The 18,132-nt window shown below is 65.1% G+C and carries 16 protein-coding genes; 9 read left to right on the plus strand and 7 right to left on the minus strand.

Going from position 1 to position 18,132, the window contains the following annotated elements; translation table 11 throughout:
• Window positions 1–127 precede the first annotated feature (127 nt).
• Window positions 128–907 (minus strand): SDR family oxidoreductase, encoded by a 780-nt coding sequence (locus ACVMB1_RS04195; protein WP_076824458.1) that lies wholly within the window; start codon window positions 905–907, stop codon window positions 128–130.
• Between the two features lie 332 nt (window positions 908–1,239).
• On the minus strand, window positions 1,240–2,226 hold the full coding sequence (locus ACVMB1_RS04200) for an ABC transporter substrate-binding protein (protein WP_141340948.1): 987 nt from the start codon (window positions 2,224–2,226) through the stop codon (window positions 1,240–1,242).
• A gap of 476 nt (window positions 2,227–2,702) precedes the next feature.
• Between ACVMB1_RS04200 and ACVMB1_RS04205 the strand changes: the two genes are divergently transcribed.
• The 7 genes from ACVMB1_RS04205 to ACVMB1_RS04235 all read left to right on the plus strand — a co-directional run bounded on the left by ACVMB1_RS04205 (window position 2,703) and on the right by ACVMB1_RS04235 (window position 10,089).
• Complete coding sequence (locus tag ACVMB1_RS04205) at window positions 2,703–3,797, plus strand: ABC transporter substrate-binding protein (protein WP_076824491.1); 1,095 nt, start codon at window positions 2,703–2,705, stop codon at window positions 3,795–3,797.
• Window positions 3,775–4,791, plus strand: a complete 1,017-nt coding sequence (locus ACVMB1_RS04210; RefSeq protein WP_141340949.1) for an ABC transporter permease — start codon at window positions 3,775–3,777, stop codon at window positions 4,789–4,791. The genes ACVMB1_RS04205 and ACVMB1_RS04210 overlap by 23 nt, the downstream gene beginning before the upstream one ends.
• Window positions 4,785–5,582 (plus strand): ABC transporter ATP-binding protein, encoded by a 798-nt coding sequence (locus ACVMB1_RS04215; protein WP_076824461.1) that lies wholly within the window; start codon window positions 4,785–4,787, stop codon window positions 5,580–5,582. Before ACVMB1_RS04210 ends, ACVMB1_RS04215 begins: the two co-directional genes overlap by 7 nt.
• Window positions 5,576–6,748, plus strand: coding sequence for an acyl-CoA dehydrogenase family protein (locus ACVMB1_RS04220; RefSeq protein WP_076824463.1), 1,173 nt, complete (start codon window positions 5,576–5,578; stop codon window positions 6,746–6,748). Before ACVMB1_RS04215 ends, ACVMB1_RS04220 begins: the two co-directional genes overlap by 7 nt.
• Window positions 6,749–6,780: 32 nt before the next feature.
• Window positions 6,781–7,875 carry an LLM class flavin-dependent oxidoreductase gene (locus ACVMB1_RS04225; protein WP_076824465.1) on the plus strand — a complete coding sequence of 365 codons (1,095 nt, stop codon included), beginning with the start codon at window positions 6,781–6,783 and terminating at the stop codon, window positions 7,873–7,875.
• Entirely contained in the window at window positions 7,872–8,813 is a 942-nt protein-coding gene (locus tag ACVMB1_RS04230; protein WP_456848298.1) for an ABC transporter substrate-binding protein, read from the plus strand. Before ACVMB1_RS04225 ends, ACVMB1_RS04230 begins: the two co-directional genes overlap by 4 nt.
• A gap of 430 nt (window positions 8,814–9,243) precedes the next feature.
• A complete protein-coding gene (locus ACVMB1_RS04235) occupies window positions 9,244–10,089 on the plus strand; it encodes a CmcJ/NvfI family oxidoreductase (protein ID WP_076824469.1) in 846 nt (281 codons plus the stop codon).
• Window positions 10,090–10,130: 41 nt separating this feature from the next.
• On the opposite strand, the gene ACVMB1_RS04240 is transcribed toward ACVMB1_RS04235, so the two are convergent.
• Window positions 10,131–11,294, minus strand: a complete 1,164-nt coding sequence (locus ACVMB1_RS04240; RefSeq protein ID WP_057015126.1) for an IS4 family transposase — start codon at window positions 11,292–11,294, stop codon at window positions 10,131–10,133.
• 336 nt (window positions 11,295–11,630) lie between these two features.
• Between ACVMB1_RS04240 and ACVMB1_RS04245 the strand changes: the two genes are divergently transcribed.
• A complete protein-coding gene (locus ACVMB1_RS04245; RefSeq protein WP_456815231.1) occupies window positions 11,631–12,866 on the plus strand; it encodes an MFS transporter in 1,236 nt (411 codons plus the stop codon).
• Window positions 12,867–12,980: 114 nt separating this feature from the next.
• Here ACVMB1_RS04245 and ACVMB1_RS04250 read toward each other — a convergent pair whose 3' ends face one another.
• The 4 genes from ACVMB1_RS04250 to ACVMB1_RS04265 are packed head-to-tail and all read right to left on the minus strand — an operon-like array spanning window position 12,981 to window position 16,206.
• A complete protein-coding gene (locus ACVMB1_RS04250; protein ID WP_076824315.1) occupies window positions 12,981–13,745 on the minus strand; it encodes an anti-sigma factor family protein in 765 nt (254 codons plus the stop codon).
• Window positions 13,742–14,269 carry an RNA polymerase sigma factor gene (locus ACVMB1_RS04255; RefSeq protein WP_076824317.1) on the minus strand — a complete coding sequence of 176 codons (528 nt, stop codon included), beginning with the start codon at window positions 14,267–14,269 and terminating at the stop codon, window positions 13,742–13,744. Before ACVMB1_RS04255 ends, ACVMB1_RS04250 begins: the two co-directional genes overlap by 4 nt.
• On the minus strand, window positions 14,266–15,726 hold the full coding sequence (locus ACVMB1_RS04260; protein ID WP_076824319.1) for a YncE family protein: 1,461 nt from the start codon (window positions 15,724–15,726) through the stop codon (window positions 14,266–14,268). Before ACVMB1_RS04260 ends, ACVMB1_RS04255 begins: the two co-directional genes overlap by 4 nt.
• Window positions 15,727–15,738: 12 nt before the next feature.
• Window positions 15,739–16,206: a DUF305 domain-containing protein gene (locus ACVMB1_RS04265; protein WP_057015145.1), complete on the minus strand. Its 468-nt coding sequence runs from the start codon at window positions 16,204–16,206 to the stop codon at window positions 15,739–15,741.
• 266 nt (window positions 16,207–16,472) lie between these two features.
• Here ACVMB1_RS04265 and ACVMB1_RS04270 point away from each other — a divergent pair, with 266 nt between their 5' ends.
• Window positions 16,473–18,125, plus strand: coding sequence for a hydantoinase B/oxoprolinase family protein (locus ACVMB1_RS04270; RefSeq protein ID WP_057015146.1), 1,653 nt, complete (start codon window positions 16,473–16,475; stop codon window positions 18,123–18,125).
• Window positions 18,126–18,132: the final 7 nt, after the last annotated feature.

Genomic DNA, 18,132 nt, shown 5'->3' on the forward strand with positions numbered 1-18,132 from the left:
TGAGCCGTCGCTTCCTGCCGTTGGTTGCCAGCCCGCGTTTTCCAGCGAGTGGACACCGGTTCGCGTGAAGAAAACGCGCCAAAGCAGAATCTGGAGCTCCGGACCGGGTTGAACCGGGACCGGGGCTCTAGACTACCGGCGACCGGCCGCCATCGACATTGATGGCGGTGCCGGTGATGTAGGAGCCTTGCTCCGAGGCCAGGAAGCAGGCGAGGTTGGCGAACTCCTCCGCCGTGCCGATGCGGCCGAGCGGGGTGCCCTTGGCAAGGCCCTTGGCGAATTCCCCGAAATCCGTGTTCGGCGCCTGGGCAGCATGCCGCTTGACCCATTGATCGCTCATGATCAGGCCGACCAGCAGCGCGTTCACCAGGATGTTGTGCTCGCCGCCTTCATTGGCCATCACCTTGGTCAGCGCCATGCCGGCCGCGCGCGACACCGAGGTCGGCGCGGAATTGCCGGCCGGCGCTTTCGCAAAGGTGTTGAGCACATTGATGATGCGGCCCCATTTGCGCTGCTTCATGCCCGGCCACACCAGCCGGCTGAAGCGGATCGCGGCGAACAGCTTCAGGTCGAGGTCCTCCTGCCAGGCCTCGTCGCTGATGCTCTCGAACGCCAGCGTGCGCGCCGTGCCGGCGTTGTTGACGAGCACGTCGACCTTGCCGAGATCGGCAACGATCTGGTCGTGAGCCTTGGTGATATCGGAAGCCTTCGCGACGTCGCAGACATAATCGCGTACCACAAGGCCGTCCCTGGCGAGCGCTTCGCGCGCCGCAGCGAGATCGGCCGCGCCGCGGGCGAGGATCGCGACCCTGGCGCCGGATTCGGCAAACCGCCGCGCCACCGCGATCCCGATGCCCTTGCTGCCGCCGGTAACCACCGCGACGCGGTCCTTCATTGATAGGTTCATTGTTGTTCTCCCTGGGGCTGGCCCGGAGAGGACGCTATCAAACCGACAGCGCGACCAACAAGGTCATGCAGAGCAGGTGTGCTGTGACAATCAGTGCGAGATGGAGCGGACCGGACATCGGAGATCTCCATGGTGGTGCGCGGCTTGATGCTCCGTGAGGTGAGCACTGCCGCTTAGGCTCCCTCCCCCTGAAAGGGGGAGGGCGGGGTGGGGGTTGCCCTCCACGGACGCCGGCGTCTGCGGAGCAGGATCCCCACCCGGATTGCTGTGCAATCCGACCTCCCCTTTGCAAGGGGAGGTGAGGAAAGAGCGTGCCCGGTTCACGCGCGCCGCTAGTTCAAACTCGCGCCGGCCGTGAAGCTGCGGTCGACGGCCTTGCCGACATCCAGCGTCTTGCCGAGGATACCGTAGCGCGTGGCGCGATCGGAGGCGGCCTGCACCTCCTTCACCACGGCCTCGTCGATCGCGATCGGGCTCGTCTTCTGAGCGGTGTAGGCGGCGAGCAGCACGTCCTCCGGCAGTTTTGTGAGCTCGGCCGTGTTCCTGGCGTACTCGGCGAGATGGTCGAGCGACCACAGCCGCGCCTTGTTGAGCCGCTGCACCAGGTCCTGCACCGCCGCGCGCTTGGTTGCGATCGCGTTGTCGGAGGCGACGATGAAGGTGATGGTCGGCGTCAGCCCTTCGCCGTCGGCGACGACGCGCGCCTTGTCCTTCAGCGTGGCGTAGGAGATATACGGCTCCCACACCGCCCAGGCGTCGATCGAGCCGGCGAGCAGCGCGATCTTGGCGTCGACCGGGCCGAGCGGGGCGAAGGTCGCGTCCTCGATCCTGCTGCCGGCTTTTTCCAGCGTCGCGTTGATCAGGAATTGGCCCCAGCCGCCGCGCGTGCCGGCGAGGCGCTTGCCCTTCAGATCGGCCGCGGTCTTGATCGGCGAATCCCCGCGCACCAGGATCGCCTGCGTCCGCGCATCGGAGCGCGTGCCGCCGATCGCCTTGATCGGCGCGCCCGACGCATAGACCGTGAGGAAGGACAGATCGCCGGTGTAGCCGACGTCGAGCGCGCCGGCGTTGATCGCTTCCAGGATCGGGGCTGCGGCGGGGAATTCCGACCACTCGATCTTGTAGGGCAGATCCTTGGCGAGGCCGGAAATCTCCAGCAGCGAGCGGTTGCCGCCCTTCTGGTCGCCGACGCGCAGCACGATCGCGTCGGCCGCGAGCGCCGCAGCCGATGTCGACAGGGTGATCACGGCCGTGATCAGCGCTGCCGCCGTGCGGCGGGTGAGAGAATAGGCAGGGCCCGAGCGGGTCAGTTTGCGCATATGAATTTTCTTCCTGATTCATTCGCTGCGCCGCGGAACGCGCGGCAGCGTTCGATCAAGTCTATGAGCAAGCCGTTCGCCGTCAACGAAACGGAAATCTGAATTCGCCGGCTGCGTGGCAAGGATGATCTCGTCAAGCAGGCCGCGCGTAGAAGACATCGCGCATGCGGCCGCAAAACGCCTAGATTTGATGCAGTCACGGGTGATCGCGCCGCATCTCCGTCTGGGACGATCGTGAAAATCCTTTCATCGCCGCGCGATGCGATCGTGGAGAGTTCAGCTGTGGCGCCGACAACATTCGAAATTCCATTTCATTGACGATGATCATGTCGCGCCGCATCATTTGCATGTTGCTTTGAGTGCAATCGCGCCGGAGAAATCCGCTTTTTTCTGAACCATGTGCTTCGAACGACGGGGCGTTCAAACGGAGACGTTTTGCGCGCGGGGCGGAGCCTTGCCGAAATGCAGGAGTGAAGATGTCGACGGATAACAAGAAGACGGTGATGGATCGCCGCACATTGCTGCGTGCGGGCGCCGCCGCGGCCTTTGCCGCGCCGATCGGGGCGTATAGTGCGCAGGCCTTCGCGCCACGGGCGATCACGCCGGCGATCGACTTCTCCGAATTCCCGGTCTGCAAGACCGTATCCGATGCACCGGCTTTGGCCGGCGCGCCGCGCAAGCTGAAGCTGTCCTGGAACGCCGGCGCGGTCTGCCTTGCGCCGCTGCCGGTCGCGATCGACCACGGCTTCTTCCAGAAGCAGAATCTCGACGTCGAGCTGGTCAACTATTCGGGCTCGACCGACCAGCTGCTGGAGGCGATCGCCACCGGCAAGAGCGACGCCGGTCTCGGCATGGCGCTGCGCTGGCTGAAGCCGCTGGAGCAGGGCTTTGACGTCAAGATCGCCGCCGGCACCCATGGCGGCTGCATGCGCGTCCTGACCCGCACCAATTCCGGGGTCGACAAGCTCGCCGATCTCAAGGGCAAGATCGTCGCGGTCGGCGATCTCGCAGGTCCCGACAAGAATTTCTTCTCAATCCAGCTGGCCAAGCTCGGCATCGACCCGATCAGGGACGTCGACTGGCGCGCCTATCCCGGCAATCTCCTGAACGTCGCGGTCGAGAAGGGCGAGGTGCAGGCCTTCCTGTCGTCGGACCCGCTGGCCTATCTCTGGCTGAAGGATGCGCAGTACAAGGAGGTCGCCTCCAACCTCGACGGCGAATATCGCGACAAGAGCTGCTGCATCGTCGGCCTGCGCGGCAGCCTGGTGCGCGAGGAGCCTCAAGTCGCGCGCGCCATCACCCAGGCGCTGCTCGACGCCGCGATGTTCACCTCGCAGAACCCGGACAAGGCGGCGAAGTCGTTCCAGCCCTATGCGCCGAAGGCGGCGAGCCTCGCCGATCTCGAGGCGATGGCGCGCTACCACACCCATCACCATCATCCGACCGGCGAGGTGCTCAAGCGCGAGCTGAAGGGCTACGCCGACGACCTCAAGACGGTGCAGGTGTTCAAGCAGAGCACCGACACGGCCAAATTCGCGGAGCGGATCTATGTCGACGTATTCAGTGTCTGACGCGACGGCCGCGGCCGCGCCGCGCGCGGCGGTCACGTTCTCGAACCTCTCCGGCAGTTACGGTGTCGGCCTTGCGGCGAGCCTCGTCTGGCTCGCATTCGGCCTCTCATGCCTCTATTGGCCTGATGTCGGCGACTGGTCGCGGACCGGATCGCTCGGCATCGGCGCGATCGTCATCGCCGCCTTCATCCTGTTCGGCACATTCAGCGCGGATTATCTCGGCGGCGCCGGTCAGGCGTTGCGCAAACGCGCGCCGTGGCTGGTCGCGTTCGGCGCCTTCGTGACGTTGTGGGAGGTGGCCACCGCAAAGTTCGCTTGGCTGCCGCTGCCGTTCTTCCCGCCGCCGCAGTCGATCCTCGAGGTCTATACCGACGATCTGCCGAAACTGCTCGATAGCGTGTTCGCCTCGATCAAGCTGCAGCTCGGCGGCTACATCATCGGCGCAACCGTCGGCTTTATCACCGGTGTCTCGATCGGCTGGTCGCAGAAGATCGGTTACTGGGTGCATCCGGTGCTGCGCTTCATCGGTCCGCTGCCGGCTACGGCCTGGCTGCCGATCGCTTTCTTCACCTTTCCGTCGAGCTGGAGCGCCTCGACCTTCCTGATCGCGCTTGCCACCGGCTTTCCGGTGACGGTCCTGACCTGGTCGGGCGTCGCGAGCGTCAGCAGCGCCTATTACGACGTCGCGCGCACGCTCGGCGCAAAACCGTCATTCCTGGTGCTGAAGGTCGCGATCCCCGCCGCGCTGCCGCATGTGTTCGTCGGCCTGTTCATGGGGCTCGGCTCGTCCTTCGCGGTGCTCGTCGTCGCCGAGATGATCGGCGTCAAGGCCGGGCTCGGCTGGTACCTGCAATGGGCGCAGGGCTGGGCGGCCTACGCCAACATGTATGCGGCGCTGATCGTGATGTCGCTGCTCTGCTCCGGCGCGATCACGCTCTTGTTCCGCACCCGCGACCGCCTGCTGGTCTGGCAGAAGGGCGTCGTGAAATGGTAGTGCAGTCCGCCGCAGAAGCGATCACCTACCCGGCGGTCGGCGCCGAGCTCGATATCGAAGGTGTCAGCCACGCCTTCGATATCGATGGCGCCACGCTGCCAGTGCTCGACAATGTCAATCTCGCGATCGCGCCGGGCGAGTTCGTGGCGCTGCTCGGCCCGTCCGGCTGCGGCAAGTCGACCTTGCTGCGGCTGGTCGCGGGGCTGGAAAGGCCGCGGTCCGGCTCGCTGCGCGAGGATGAAGTGCGTATCGCCGGCCCGCATCCGTCGCGCGTTGTCGTGTTCCAGGATCCGACACTGTTTCCGTGGCGCACGGTGTGGGACAATGTTGCGCTTGGCCTCGAAGCGCAGGGCATCCTGAAGGCGCAGCGCCACCGCGTCGATGACGTCATCGAGCTGGTCGGCCTGTCCTCGTTCCGCAACGCTTATCCGCACCAGCTGTCCGGCGGCATGGCGCAGCGCGTGGCGCTGGCGCGCGCACTGGTCAACGATCCGAAGATCCTGGTGCTCGATGAGCCGCTCGGCAAGCTCGATTCGCTGACGCGGATCGCCATGCAGTCAGAACTCGTCGCGCTGTGGCAGCGCAAGGGCTTTACCACGCTATTGGTCACCCACGACGTCGAGGAGGCGCTGGTGCTCGCCAACCGCGTCATCGTGCTGTCCGATCGGCCGGCGCGCATCAAGGCGGACATCGCAGTCGCCAGGCCGTACCCGCGGCATCGCGGCGATCCCTATCTGGCTGAGCTGCGCAAGCAGATTCTCGGCCTGCTCGGACTGGAGGCGACATGGTGACGTCTGCGGCGAGGGAGCTGCATCCGGCGGACGAGCCGGAGCACATCGCGCGCGCGATGCGGCTCGCCGACGTGTTTGCAGCGCGTGCACCGGCGCACGACCGCGACGCCAGCTTTCCGTTCGAGAATTTCGCGGATCTTTCGCGCGAAGGCCTGCTGGCGCTGACCGTGCCGGCCGCGCTCGGCGGCGGCGGAGCAGGCGCCCGCGACGCCACGCGCGTGCTCGGCATCATCGGCAAGGCCGATCCGTCGACCGCGCTGGTGCTGTCGATGCATTACATCCAGCATCTGGTGATGGCGCGCAGCACGCGTTGGCCGGGCCGGCTGTCGCGCAAGCTCGCCAAGGAAACGGTCGAAGGCGTGGCGCTGATCAACGCATTGCGCGTCGAGCCCGAGCTCGGCTCGCCCGCGCGCGGTGGCCTGCCGGCGACGACGGCGCGCCGCACCGAGACCGGCTGGCGGCTGACCGGCAAGAAGATCTATTCGACCGGCGCGCCGATCCTGAAATGGTATTCGGTCTGGGCGAAGACCGACGAGCAGGAGACCCGTGTCGGCTTGTTTCTGGTTCCCGCCGGTCTGCCGGGAACGCGGATCGAGGAGACCTGGGACCATCTCGGCCTGCGCGCCAGCGGCAGCCACACCGTGATCTTCGACGACGTCGTGTTTCCGCTGGATTACGAGATCGACGTGCGCACGCCCGACGACTGGAAGGTTCCTGACGTTACCCAGGCGACCGTGCATGCGATCTTCGTCGCCGCGATCTATGACGGCATCGCCCGCGCGGCCCGCGATTGGCTGGTCACATTCCTGAAGCAGCGGGTGCCCGCCAATCTCGGCGCGGCGCTCGCGACCTTGCCGCGGATGCAGGAGGTCGTCGGCGCGATCGAGGCGCGGCTTGCGGTCAATGCCCGCCTGATCGACAGCTTCGCCGCCGATTTCGATAACGGCTTCCCGCTGTCCGCGATCGAGTCTAACATCATCAAGCTGACGGTGACCAATAACGCCGCGGCAGTGGTGGAGGATGCCTTGTCGCTGACCAGCAATCACGGCCTGTCGCGCACCAATCCGCTGGAGCGGCATTACCGTGACGTGCTGTGCGGCCGCGTCCATACCCCGCAAGACGATGCCACCCGTGTCTCCGCCGGACGCTCCGCGCTGGGCGTCTGAAAACAACAGCCAACAACAACGGAGTTCCCGTTATGCCGGTCGAGTTCATCGGCTTCATCACCAACAACAATGCCTCCGAGACCATCGTCCGCTCAGGCCCGGTGCTCGATCCACCCTATATCGAGACGGTGGCCAAGGCGCATGAGCTCGCCGGATTCGATCGCGCGCTGCTGGCGTTCCATTCCACCACGCCGGATGCGTTGCAGGTCGCGCAGCATGTCCTGACCATCACCAAGCAGCTCAAGGTGATGATCGCGCAGCGCCCGGGCTTCACCGCGCCGACGCTGCTGGCGCGCCAGCTCGCGACGCTGGATCAGTTCTACGGCGGCCGCGTCTCGCTGCACGTCATCACCGGCGGCAACGCCATCGAGCTGCGCCAGGACGGCAACACGCTCGACGACAAGGATGAGCGCTACGCCCGCACCAGCGAATTCCTCGACGTGGTGCGGCTGGAATGGACCAGCGAGAAGCCGTTCAACTACAGCGGCAAGTATTACAACGTCGAGAACGGCTTCTCGCAGGTGAAGCCGTTGCAGAAGGGCGGCATCTACACCTTCGTCGGCGGCGGCTCGGACGCCGCGGTCGAGGTCGCGGGCAAGCACGCCGATACTTTCGCGCTGTGGGGCGAGTCCTACGCGCAGGTGCGCGATGTCACCGCGCGGGTGCGCGCCGCCGCGGCCAGGCACGGAAGGCCGACGCCGCGCTTCAGTCTGTCGGTGCGGCCGATCCTCGCCGACACCGAGGAGAAGGCGTGGAAGAAGGCGGAACATATCCTCGAGCGCGCCACCGCGCTGCAGGACCAGACCGGCTATCGCCGTCCCAACCACGCGAGCGACGGCGCCAAGCGGCTGCTGGCGCTCGCCGATCAGGGTACGCGCATCGACAAGCGGCTGTGGACCGAGATCGCCAAACTGACGGGCGCCAACAGCAATACCACCGCGCTGGTCGGCACACCCGAGCAGGTCGCCGAGGTATTCGGCGATTATTACGATCTCGGCGTCAGCCACTTCCTGATCCGCGGCTTCGACCCGCTGGTCGATGCGATCGATTATGGCCGGGCGCTGATCCCGCTGACCCGCAAGCTGATCGAAGCGCGCGACCAGCAGCGGGGGATTGCCGCCGAATGATCCGTCTCATTGTTGCGGCAGTGCTTGCGCTCGTCGCCGTCGACGCGGCCTTCGCGCAGACCACGCTGCGCGTCGGCGACCAGAAGGGCAATTCGCAGGCCGTGATGGAAGCGGCCGGTGTGCTCAAGGACGTTCCCTACAAGATCGAGTGGAAGGAGTTCGCCGCAGCCGCGCCGCTGCTGGAGGCCCTGGGCGCAGGCGCGATCGATACCGGGCTGGTCGGCGACGCGCCGTTCACCTTCGCGGCGGCCGCCAAAATTCCGGTCAAGGCGATCGCCGCGGTGCGGCAGTCGCGCGACGGGCTCGCGGTCGTGGTGCCGGAGAACTCCGCGATCAAGAGCTTCGACGATCTGCGCGGCAAGAAGATCGCAACCGGCCGCGGCTCGATCGGCCATCAGCTGATCCTGGCGGCGCTGGAATCCAGGGGTTGGCAGGCGAACGACGTGCAGATCGTGTTCCTCGCGCCGTCGGATGCCAAGGTCGCCCACACGCAAGGTTCGGTCGACGCCTGGTCGACCTGGGAGCCTTATGTGAGCCAGGAAGAGGTGCTGTTCAAGTCGCGCCGCGTCATCACGGCTGACGGCATCACGCCCGGCCTCGGCTTCCAGGTCGCAACGCCCGATGCGATCAAGGGCAAGCGCGCCGAGCTCGAGGATTTCGTGCGTCGCCTCGCCGCGGCGCGCGCATGGTCGCAGAACAATGTCGAGGGCTACGCTGCGACCTGGGGCAGGCTGATGAACATCCCGCCCGCGGTGGCGGTGAACTGGCTGACGCGGGCCAAGATCCGCATCGCGCCGATCGACGACAGCGTGGTCGCCGACGAGCAGAAGACCATCGACCTCTACGACCGCTGGGGCCTGATCCGGCAGAAGATCAACGCCGCCGACATCGTCGACCGCTCGTTTGGTGCGGCCGTCGGGAAGGGCGCGGGACTGTAGGCAATTCGCGAGCGACACCAAACATTCAGCGTCGTCCTGGCTTTCGCCAGGACGGCGGTGCTCGCACGATTTCGGAATATTGGAAAAATATCCCTGATTTGCCCGACGTGTCAAGCTGCCCTGTCGAAGGCCGGCAGCCGCGAGGTCCTTTGCATGGGGTTGTTTTCGATATTTTGCCGGCGCACCTGCGGCGGCCCTGCAGGCGGGAGATGTGGACCGTCTGCGCGGAAGCGATTCAGCTCCGCACTATTGCACCGCTAACGAACCCGTGATTCAAAACATCCATTCGTCCGCCGGCTGCCGCGCGGCAAGGATTTTCCCCGTTTGGCACATTCCAAAACCGCAACGTTGCTATTTTCGCCACGACCTTGCCACCCCGCCCGGCGCCGCCAAGATCAAAAGCACGAACAATCGAGTCCGGGAGATCACCATGGGCCTTCAACAAACTCGCATCGAGTCGCTGCCGTTTGTGACCGCTGAACTGAATTATCTCGCGCCGACGCCGGGCAAGCCCCGGACCTACGCCTTCGATCCGCCGCCCGGCGAACCCAAATCCACCGCGCTGCCCGAAGCCCACAATGTTCCGATATTTGACGGGCGTTTGATCGCCGACAGCTTCTCGCTCGATCGCGAGGGCTTTGCGCTGGTCAAGCATCCGACCAGCGTCAAGGACTATTACGACGAGAACGAAGTCCGCAACGTCTACTATCCCGCCGTCGAAGCCTTCCTGAAGGCGACGCTGAAGGCGGATCGCGTTGTCATCTTCGATCACACCGTGCGCAAGCGCGTCGAGGGCGCGGCTGACATCCGCGGCGGTGGTCCGCGCCAGCCGGCGACCCGCGTCCATGTCGACCAGACCGCCGTCTCCGGCCGCAACCGCGTGTTCGAGCACCTGCCCGACGAGGCCGAGCAGCTGGTCAAGGGCCGCGTCCAGGTGATCAATCTGTGGCGCCCGATCCGCGGTCCCCTGCGGGATTCACCGCTGGCGATGGCCGACGGCACCACGGTCGCGCCGGAGGATTTGATTGCTTCGGACCTGATCTATCCGAACCGCAGCGGCGAGACCTACTCGGTGAAGTACAATCCGAACCACCGCTGGTTCTACATTCCCGAGATGACGCCGGACGAGGCGATCCTGCTGAAATGCTACGACTCGGCGACCGACGGCCGCACCCGGTTCGGGCCGCATACCGCCTTCGTCGATCCCACCACGCCGGCGGATGCCGCGCCGCGCGAGAGCATCGAGCTGCGCACGCTGGTGTTCCATAAGCAGTGAAGTCACCTCGCCCCGCGTGCGGCAGGGGTGTCCGGGGAAATTCAGGCATAGCGGAGCTCCATCTGGTCAGGTGAGATGGTTGATTTCCGACGGCTGGGGTTGATGGGCGGAGGTTTGTCGATGGCAGCGAGGGATCGACGCGTGAGCAGGAGCTGGCCGACGAGTTCGGCGAACCTGAGCGGGAGCATTTTGATGCAGTTGGTGTGAGCGGCGATGCGCAGCAGCAGGTAGGCAATCATCGCAGCGAGCACCTGAAGGCGGATCGCGTTGTCGTTGGCGCCGAGGAACTTGCGAATATCGAGATGCTGCTTGATCCAGCGGAACAGCAGCTCGATTTGCCATCGGCTCTTGTAGAGGGCGGCGATCTCGACGGCGCTACGGGCAAGGTCGTTGGTCAGGAGTGTGATCTTGCCGCCTTTCTCGCGTCTGATCTTGATGCGGCGGAGCGGGATTGGAAGGCGCGAATCGCCCTTGCTGGTGAGCTTCACCTCGTCATCGGCAAGGATTTCGAAGCCATCCCCGTTACGCTTGCGGATGGCGCGATGCCTGAGCGAGCGAAGACGGATGCTCGTCTTCGCCCGGGTAACGAAGAAAGCCTTGCTATCATTGATCTTCTGCCACCAGTCGAAACGGCAATAGCCCTTGTCAAACACATAGGTGGTGGCGGGCTGGATTGGGGTCTGTCGGCCGATCTCGATGTCATTGACGTTCGCGGCCGTCATCTCGACGCAGGTCGGGACATCGCTCCTTGGGTCGTAGACGACATGCAGCTTCATGCCGCGGATGCGGCCGTTCCACGTCGCCCAACTGCAGACCTTGCCGAGCGGGATCGGACTGGCGTCGATCAGACGCACCATCTCCATGCCTTCACTCCGCAGCTGGCGACGCGCCATCGCCGACAGCGCCGCAAAGGTTTGCGCGAAAATGCCGATCGGACGGCGGGCATTGGCATCGGACAACGTCGAGCGCGACAGCTTGCCGGTTCCCAAGTGATAGTGATGCTGCGAATTGGCGTTGAAGCCAGTCACCACCCCGCGCAGACTGCTGTTGCCGCTAAGCTGGGCATAGATCAGCGCCACCAGATGATCCCAGCTCCTGAACGACTTGTCGTAGGCATCCCCGTCCAGACGATCCACAACCGTCTGAAACTGCCGTCGATTGATCGGTTCAAGCAGCCTTCCAAAAATGCTACCGCGATATCGCATGCTCGGCCCTCTGTGTCTCGACAACCAGAAAAGACCGATTTGCCTCGGTCCTGCCGAGCATGCACCGCGACACAGTGAATCATTCCCCGGACACCCCTGCGCGTGCGGGGAGAGGTCGGAACGCATCGTTAGATGCGTTCCGGGTGAGGGGGAGTCTCCGCACATCCAATTGTCACCGTGTTCGCGGGTGCAGCCCCTCACCCAACCCTTTAGAGCGAGCTTCGCTCGTCTCGACCCCGTGAAGAACGGGGAGAGGGCTAACCGATTGGCACCCTCCGCCCAATAATGTTACGCCCGTCGCCAAACCGCTCGGGGAAGAGGCGATTCGTGGACGGCGTGGTGACGAAGGAAGAGGCGGGGATCGGGTTCCGCGCCCTGGTGCTTGCACTTCTGGCATTGGCCTCCGGCCACATGCTGTCGACGCTGCTGCGGACCATCCCGGCGATCAGCCTCGATCTGATGGCGTCGGATTTCGGCACCTCGCCGCAGGCGCTCGCGAGCCTCACCTCGATCTATCATTTCTCCTTTGCCGCCTCGCAAATCCCGGTCGGCGCCGCGATGGATCGTTTCGGCGTGCGGCCGGTGTCGCTGAGCCTGCTCGCCGGTACCGTGATCGGAACGCTGGTCTCGGCGCTGGCGACGGGGCCTGCGAGCTTTGTGCTCGGCCAGCTCATGCTCGGCGTCGCCACTTCGGGCATGCTGATGTGCCCGATGACGCTCGCGGCGAAACAGATGTCGGCGGCGAAGTTCGGCCTGTGGTCCGGCCTGATCCTCTCAATCGGCAATATCGGCATGCTGCTGTCGGCAAGCCCGCTGGCGTTCATGGTCGATCAGTTCGGCTGGCGCGCCGGTTTCTGGGTTTCGGCCGGCTTCGGCATTGTCGTGCTGATCGCGGTGTTCGCGCTGGTGCCGCGGCAGCCGGCGGCGCATGCGGATGATTCCTCGCCGCTGCACCAGATGGCCGAGGTACTGCGGCTCGGCATGTCGCGCGGCCTGCGCGGCCTGATCGCGCTGTCGCTGGTGTCGCTCGGCGCGTCGCTGACCTTGCGCGGCTTGTGGGGCGGCCCGTGGCTGATGGACGAGAAAGGGCTGAGCCGGATCGAGGCCGGCAATGTGCTCGGCCTGTTCACGCTGGCGATGATCGTCGGCCCAGCCTGCATCGGCGCTTTCGATCGCAAGTTCGGGCACCGCCGTGCCATGGTGGCGGTGACGCACGCCATCGCCGCGCTGCTGCTCGTCTTGATGGCGGCCGGTGCGCCGCATTTCCCGGTCTCGAACCTCTTCGGGGTTGCCGTGATGCCGACGCAATATGACTTGGTGCTGTTGATCCTGATCGGGCTTGCGACGTCGGCGCAGCCGCTGATCTACGGCATGACGCGGCAGCTTGTCGCCGCACAGAACACCGGCAAGGCGCTGTCCTCGGTCAATCTCGCGTTCTTCCTTGGCGCAGCGCTGCTGCAATCGAGCACCGCCGGCGTTGCGGCGCTGTTCGGGCTGCCTGCGGTGCTGCTGTTCATCGCCGGCGCGCTGGTGATCGGGACCGTGCTGTTCCTGATCTACACCAGGCCCTAAAGCGCGATGAGATTGGGTTGAATCGTCATCGCGCCTTGGCTCTTTGTTTGAGCATGATCTTTTCGGAAAACCGCTTCGCACTTTTCCGGATCATGCTTTAGCGCGCCGTTCCGATCAGATCGTCTGCGCCTGCTTGCGAATCTCGTTGGCAAGCGGCCGCAGGGAATCGCCCCCGCGCGGCCCCACCAGGGAGTAGCCCGTACCGCCGTCAGCCCACGAGAAGCCCGCGACATCGCCACCCGAATGCGCCGCCATCGGCGCGTTCTGGTCTGACGTCATCGGGCGGGTGAGAACCACAAGCCGCTCGCCGCGATCGTCGTCGTACATGAACATGGCCGCAGGACCATGTGCGGTCGGCACTACCCGTCCGCCCATTAAGCGATATCCCGACTTGGTGAGATCCGGCAGCTTCACCGGTTGATGCAACCGGTTGGAGACCCATTGCACAAGCTCGGTGCTGTCGCGCAGCTCGACCGGCCGCGTGCGATCGGAGGCGTACACTCTGTAGGAATCGCTGGCCTCCTCGGCGAGCGCCACAATTCCGCCGACCGGTGTCTGTGTCGCGCCACGGATCATCCATCCACCGAGGCCGCCGATCGAGAGCATCAGCATCGCTGCGACGGCCCAGCGCAACGACGAGGGGCGGCGGCGCGGGCTCTCGATCATCCTGGCGAGGTTGAGCCGCGGCGGCAGCGGCTCCTCGGCGATCGGCAGCAGCGCCGATCGCAAGAGGTTACGCTCATCGGAGTAGGCGGCGATGCGCTTGGCCACGTCCGGATGCTTGTCCAGATAGGCACGGACCTCGGCCTCGCGTTCCGGCTCGAGCGCGCGATCGATATAGGCGTGCAGATCGTCTTCTGTAATGGGTCGGTTACTCATGTCTTGTTCCGCAATTGCACGATATTATGATCCAGGTCGCCGGGAGTTCCCTCCAGTTCGTGATGCAACCGCTCGCGGGCGCGCGCGAGGCGGGACATCACCGTTCCAACAGGCACACCGAGCACCTTCGCGGCATCGGCGTAGGACAAATCCTCAACGCCGACGAGCAGCAGCACCGCACGCTGGTCATGCGGAAGCCTGGCGAGCTTCGCCATGACATCGCGATACATTACCTTGTGCTCCTGCGCCGCTTCCTGGCCGAATGCATCCTCGTTGGTTTCGTCGATCGCGACATGAACGCCGCGCACCGTTGCGCGGCGAAACTGGTTGATGGCGAGATTATGCAGGATCGCGAACAGCCACGGGCGCGGATTGTCCGACCGCCGCTGCTCCCAGTGGATGACGGCGCGTTCCAGGCAGTCCTGCACCAGGTCGTCGGCCGCGGCGTGATCGCGGACCAGGGCCCGCGCATAACGCCGCAAGGCAGGTATCAGCGGCTCGACCAGGTGCAGCATGTCGCTCATGGCGCTTGTACCTGCACGACCGCGCCGAGTTTCGCCGGCTCGCCGGCTGCGATGACGAGGTAGCGTCGCTCCGCCCTGGCCGCGCTCTGCACGATCTGCCGGATCGGACCGGCCGCGTTGACGATCGCGGAGCCGGCCGGATTGGTCATGAAGGCTGCCAGCGGCTCCACCATGCCGCCACCGTCAGCGTGTTCGGCCAATCCCAGCACGTAGCGCTGCTTCGGCTCGAGCCCGGTCACGGAAGCCTGCAGCACCTGGATCAGGCCTTGATCGAACAGCGATACGCTGGTCGGCGGCTTCTCGTCCTTGGCTTGCTTTTTCGGTGCGAGCGCGAGGTGAGCGGCCTGGCCGGCGACGCCGAGGGCCTGCAGGTTCTGGCGATCTTCCGGATTTGGCGCGGCGTTCGGCACATAGACGATCGCCTGCGGCGCCTGGCCGATCGGGATATTGGCGATCACCTTATTGGTCGCGGTGTCGATCGCGGCCAGCGCGTCGGCATTTTCGAGACCGACATAGACCCGCGTGCCGTCGCCGGACGGCCAGACGCCGTGCGGCAGATTGCCGACGGGGATGGTCGCGACTTGCGAGAAATCGTCGGTTCGGAACACCTTGACCTCGTTGGTGCCGCCGATGGTCACATAGGCGAAGGTGGTCCCCTTTGAGGTCCTGGCGAAATTGACGTGGTTGGTGATCGGGCCGGTGTCGATGGTCTTGATCAGGTTGAACGGCGGCTTGGCATTGAACACCTGCGTCCTGCCGACATCCTTCAGCGTGAACCAGACCTGGTCGCCATCGGGCGACGCCGCGATGTTCGGGCAGAACGGGCTTTCCTGCTTCACCTTGGCGACGATCTGATGGTCTGCGACCGAGACCACGTCGGTCTCCGGATTGAACGACGAACAGATGTAGCCGTACTTGCCGTCGGGCGAGAAGATCTGCATGCCGGGTCCCGCGGGCACCTCGATGCGCGTCGTTTCCTTGAAGCTCTGCGCGTCGATGACCGAGATGTAATTCTCGCCGCGCACGGTGACCCATACTTCCTTGCCGTCGGGCGTGAAGAACGCCTCGTGCGGTGACCGCCCGATATAGGTGACGTGCTTGACCGCGTTGGTTGCCGTGTCGATGAAGCTCACCGAGTTCGAACCGATCGAGACCACCGCGAGGGTGCGGTGGTCGGGCGAATAGCCCATGCCGTGGACCAGCACCTGGCCCTTGTAGAGCGGGCTGAAATTGCCCGGCTGCGGGTCGCCGAGCCGGATCACGCCGAGCAGCTTGTTGTCGGCCGGGTCGGTGACCGACACCGTGTTGGAGAACTGCTCGGCGGCGTAGACGCGATCGTGATGGCTGACCGGAATGTCGGGCGCGGACGCAGCGCCCGGCGCCTGTCCGGCGAAAGCGGAGCTCGACATCGCCAGCACGGTCGTGGCCAGCAGGCTCTTGAGGATTTGACGGTTCATCGTTTGAGGCTCCTAGTTCTTCATTCCGTGGGACATGTTCATATGATCGTGAGCGGCAGGCGCCGGGGTCTGCTGTGTTGGGGCGGGCGCGGACGCCGTAACCGGATCTCCGATCGCGAGCTTCATGGCGTCGATCTCCTGCTGCTGCTCGACGATGATTTCCTGCGCGATCCGGCGCAGCTGCTCGTTCTTGCCGTAGCGGAGCTCGATTACGGCCATGTCGATCGCGCCCTGATGATGCGGCTGCATCATCGCGACGAAGTCGCGGTCGATGTCGCCGCTCGGCTTGGCCGCCATGTCATTCATCATCTTGGTCATCGCGGTATCGTTTTCAGCAAGGAAGGCGCTCTCTTCGGCCGTCTGCCCGGTCTGGACCGGATGATGGTCGTCATGCGCGAAAGCAGCCGCCGCAGCTGCAAAAGCAAGCAGGGCGGCGCCGGCGAGCGGCGCGAGGCCGGACTTAAGGAATCGAGGAAGCATTTGCGTTCACCCTGGGAGTTGTCGGGGAGGCCCGAGCGGTTACGGGCTTGGGCCGGCGTGCATGGGTGGGACGCAGCAGCGTGAGTTCTATTCCGTCGTCAGGCAGATACTTGTCGATCACGACTTGCTGATCGCCGGAATGATCCGTTTCGGCCGGGCCAGCCGATTTGCGATCCGCAAGCCACTGGCTATAAGAAGGAATTCCGGTTTCGATCGACCGGTTCCACGATCCTCCCTGCGCAAGTCCTCGCGCCAAGAAGGCCAAGATGTCCGCCAAGATCGATCCGATCACCCGCTCCGTCGTCCAGCACCGCCTGTCGTCGATCGTGAAGGAGATGGGCGAAGCCATGCTTCGCACCTCGTATTCGCAGATCCTCAATTCCAGCCGCGATTTCTCGCTGGCGATCTGCGACACCAACGGGCGGCTGATCGCGCAGGCCGACCACATTCCGGTTCATGTCGGCGCCTTGCCCTGGGCGACGCTGGCGGTCGAGGAGCGCTTCAAGGATGTCGCGCCCGGCGACGTCATCCTGCTCAACGATCCCTACCAGGGCGGCAGCCATCTGCCCGATCTCACTGCCTTCGTGCCGGTGTTCGACAGTGGCAAGCGGCTGCTCTGGACCATCGTGCGCGCGCATCAGAGCGATATCGGCGGCGCCACCCACGGCGCCTACAATCCAGCCGCCACCGAGATCTATCAGGAAGGCATCCGCATTCCGCCGATCAAGCTCTACGAGGCCGGCAAGCCGCGCGAGGATCTGCTCGACCTGCTGGCTTTGAACATCCGCAACCCCAGGGAATTCCGCGGCGACCTCGCGGCGATGCTGGGCGCTGCGCATCTCGGCGAGCGCCGTGTCGCAAAACTGTTCAGCGAGTTCGGCGCGGATACGGTCGAAGCCGCGATCGAGGCCATTCTCGATGCGACCGAGCAGCAGACCCGCGCCGTGGTGTCCGCCTGGAAGGACGGCGTGTTCTACGGCGAAGCTCTGCTCGACGATGACGGCCACGGCCGCACCGACATCAAGATCGCCGCCAAGGTGACCAAGAAGGGCAGCGACATCGAGGTCGATCTCACCGGCTCCGATCCGCAGTCGACCAGTTTCGTCAATTCGTCACACGCCAACATGCAGGCAGCGGTCGCGATGGCCTTTGCCTATCTGATCGACGCCGACATTCCGAAGAACACCGGCGCGCTGCGGCCGCTGAAGGTGGTGGCGAAGCAGGGCACGATTGTCTGGGCCGATCCCGGCCGTCCCGTCACCTTGTGCACCAGCCATCCCTCCAACGAGATCGTTGAAGCCATCATCAAGGCGATGTCGGCGTCCTGTCCAGATCGCGTCATGGGCGGGTGGGGGCGCCGCTTCCGCATCGCGATCCAGGGCGAGGACCCGCGCAACGGACGCAATTTCATCTGGCACATGTTCCAGGCTCGGCCCGGCGGCGGCGCCTCGCCGGGCGGCGACGGTTATTCGTCGATCGGCGAATGGCACTCGGTCGGCGGTCTCAAATTCGGCAGCATCGAGGTGGCCGAGGTGCGCTTTCCCCTGCATTTCCGCCAGCACGAATTCCGGCCGGACTCCGGCGGCGACGGCCAGCATCGCGGCGGCCTTGGCGTCGCGCTCGACATGGTGCTGGAGACGCAGAAGCCGGCCAAGGGCAACACCGCCGGCGACGGCGCGCGCCATGGTCCCTGCGGCATGCTCGGCGGCAAGGACGGCGAGCCGCATCATTACCGGCTGCTCTCGGAAGGCCGCGCGCCGCGCGTGTTGAAGACGAAGGAAGTCGGCATCGAGCTGCGCCCCGGCGACTGCCTCGAGATCCGGTCCTCCGGCGGCGGCGGCTGGGGTCCACCCGAGAAGCGCTCGGCGGAAGCGCGGGCGCGCGATCTTGCGCAAGGTTTGGTTTCGAAAGCGGTGTAGGGCAGCG

This window comes from Bradyrhizobium sp. USDA 4504 (genome assembly GCF_054063995.1).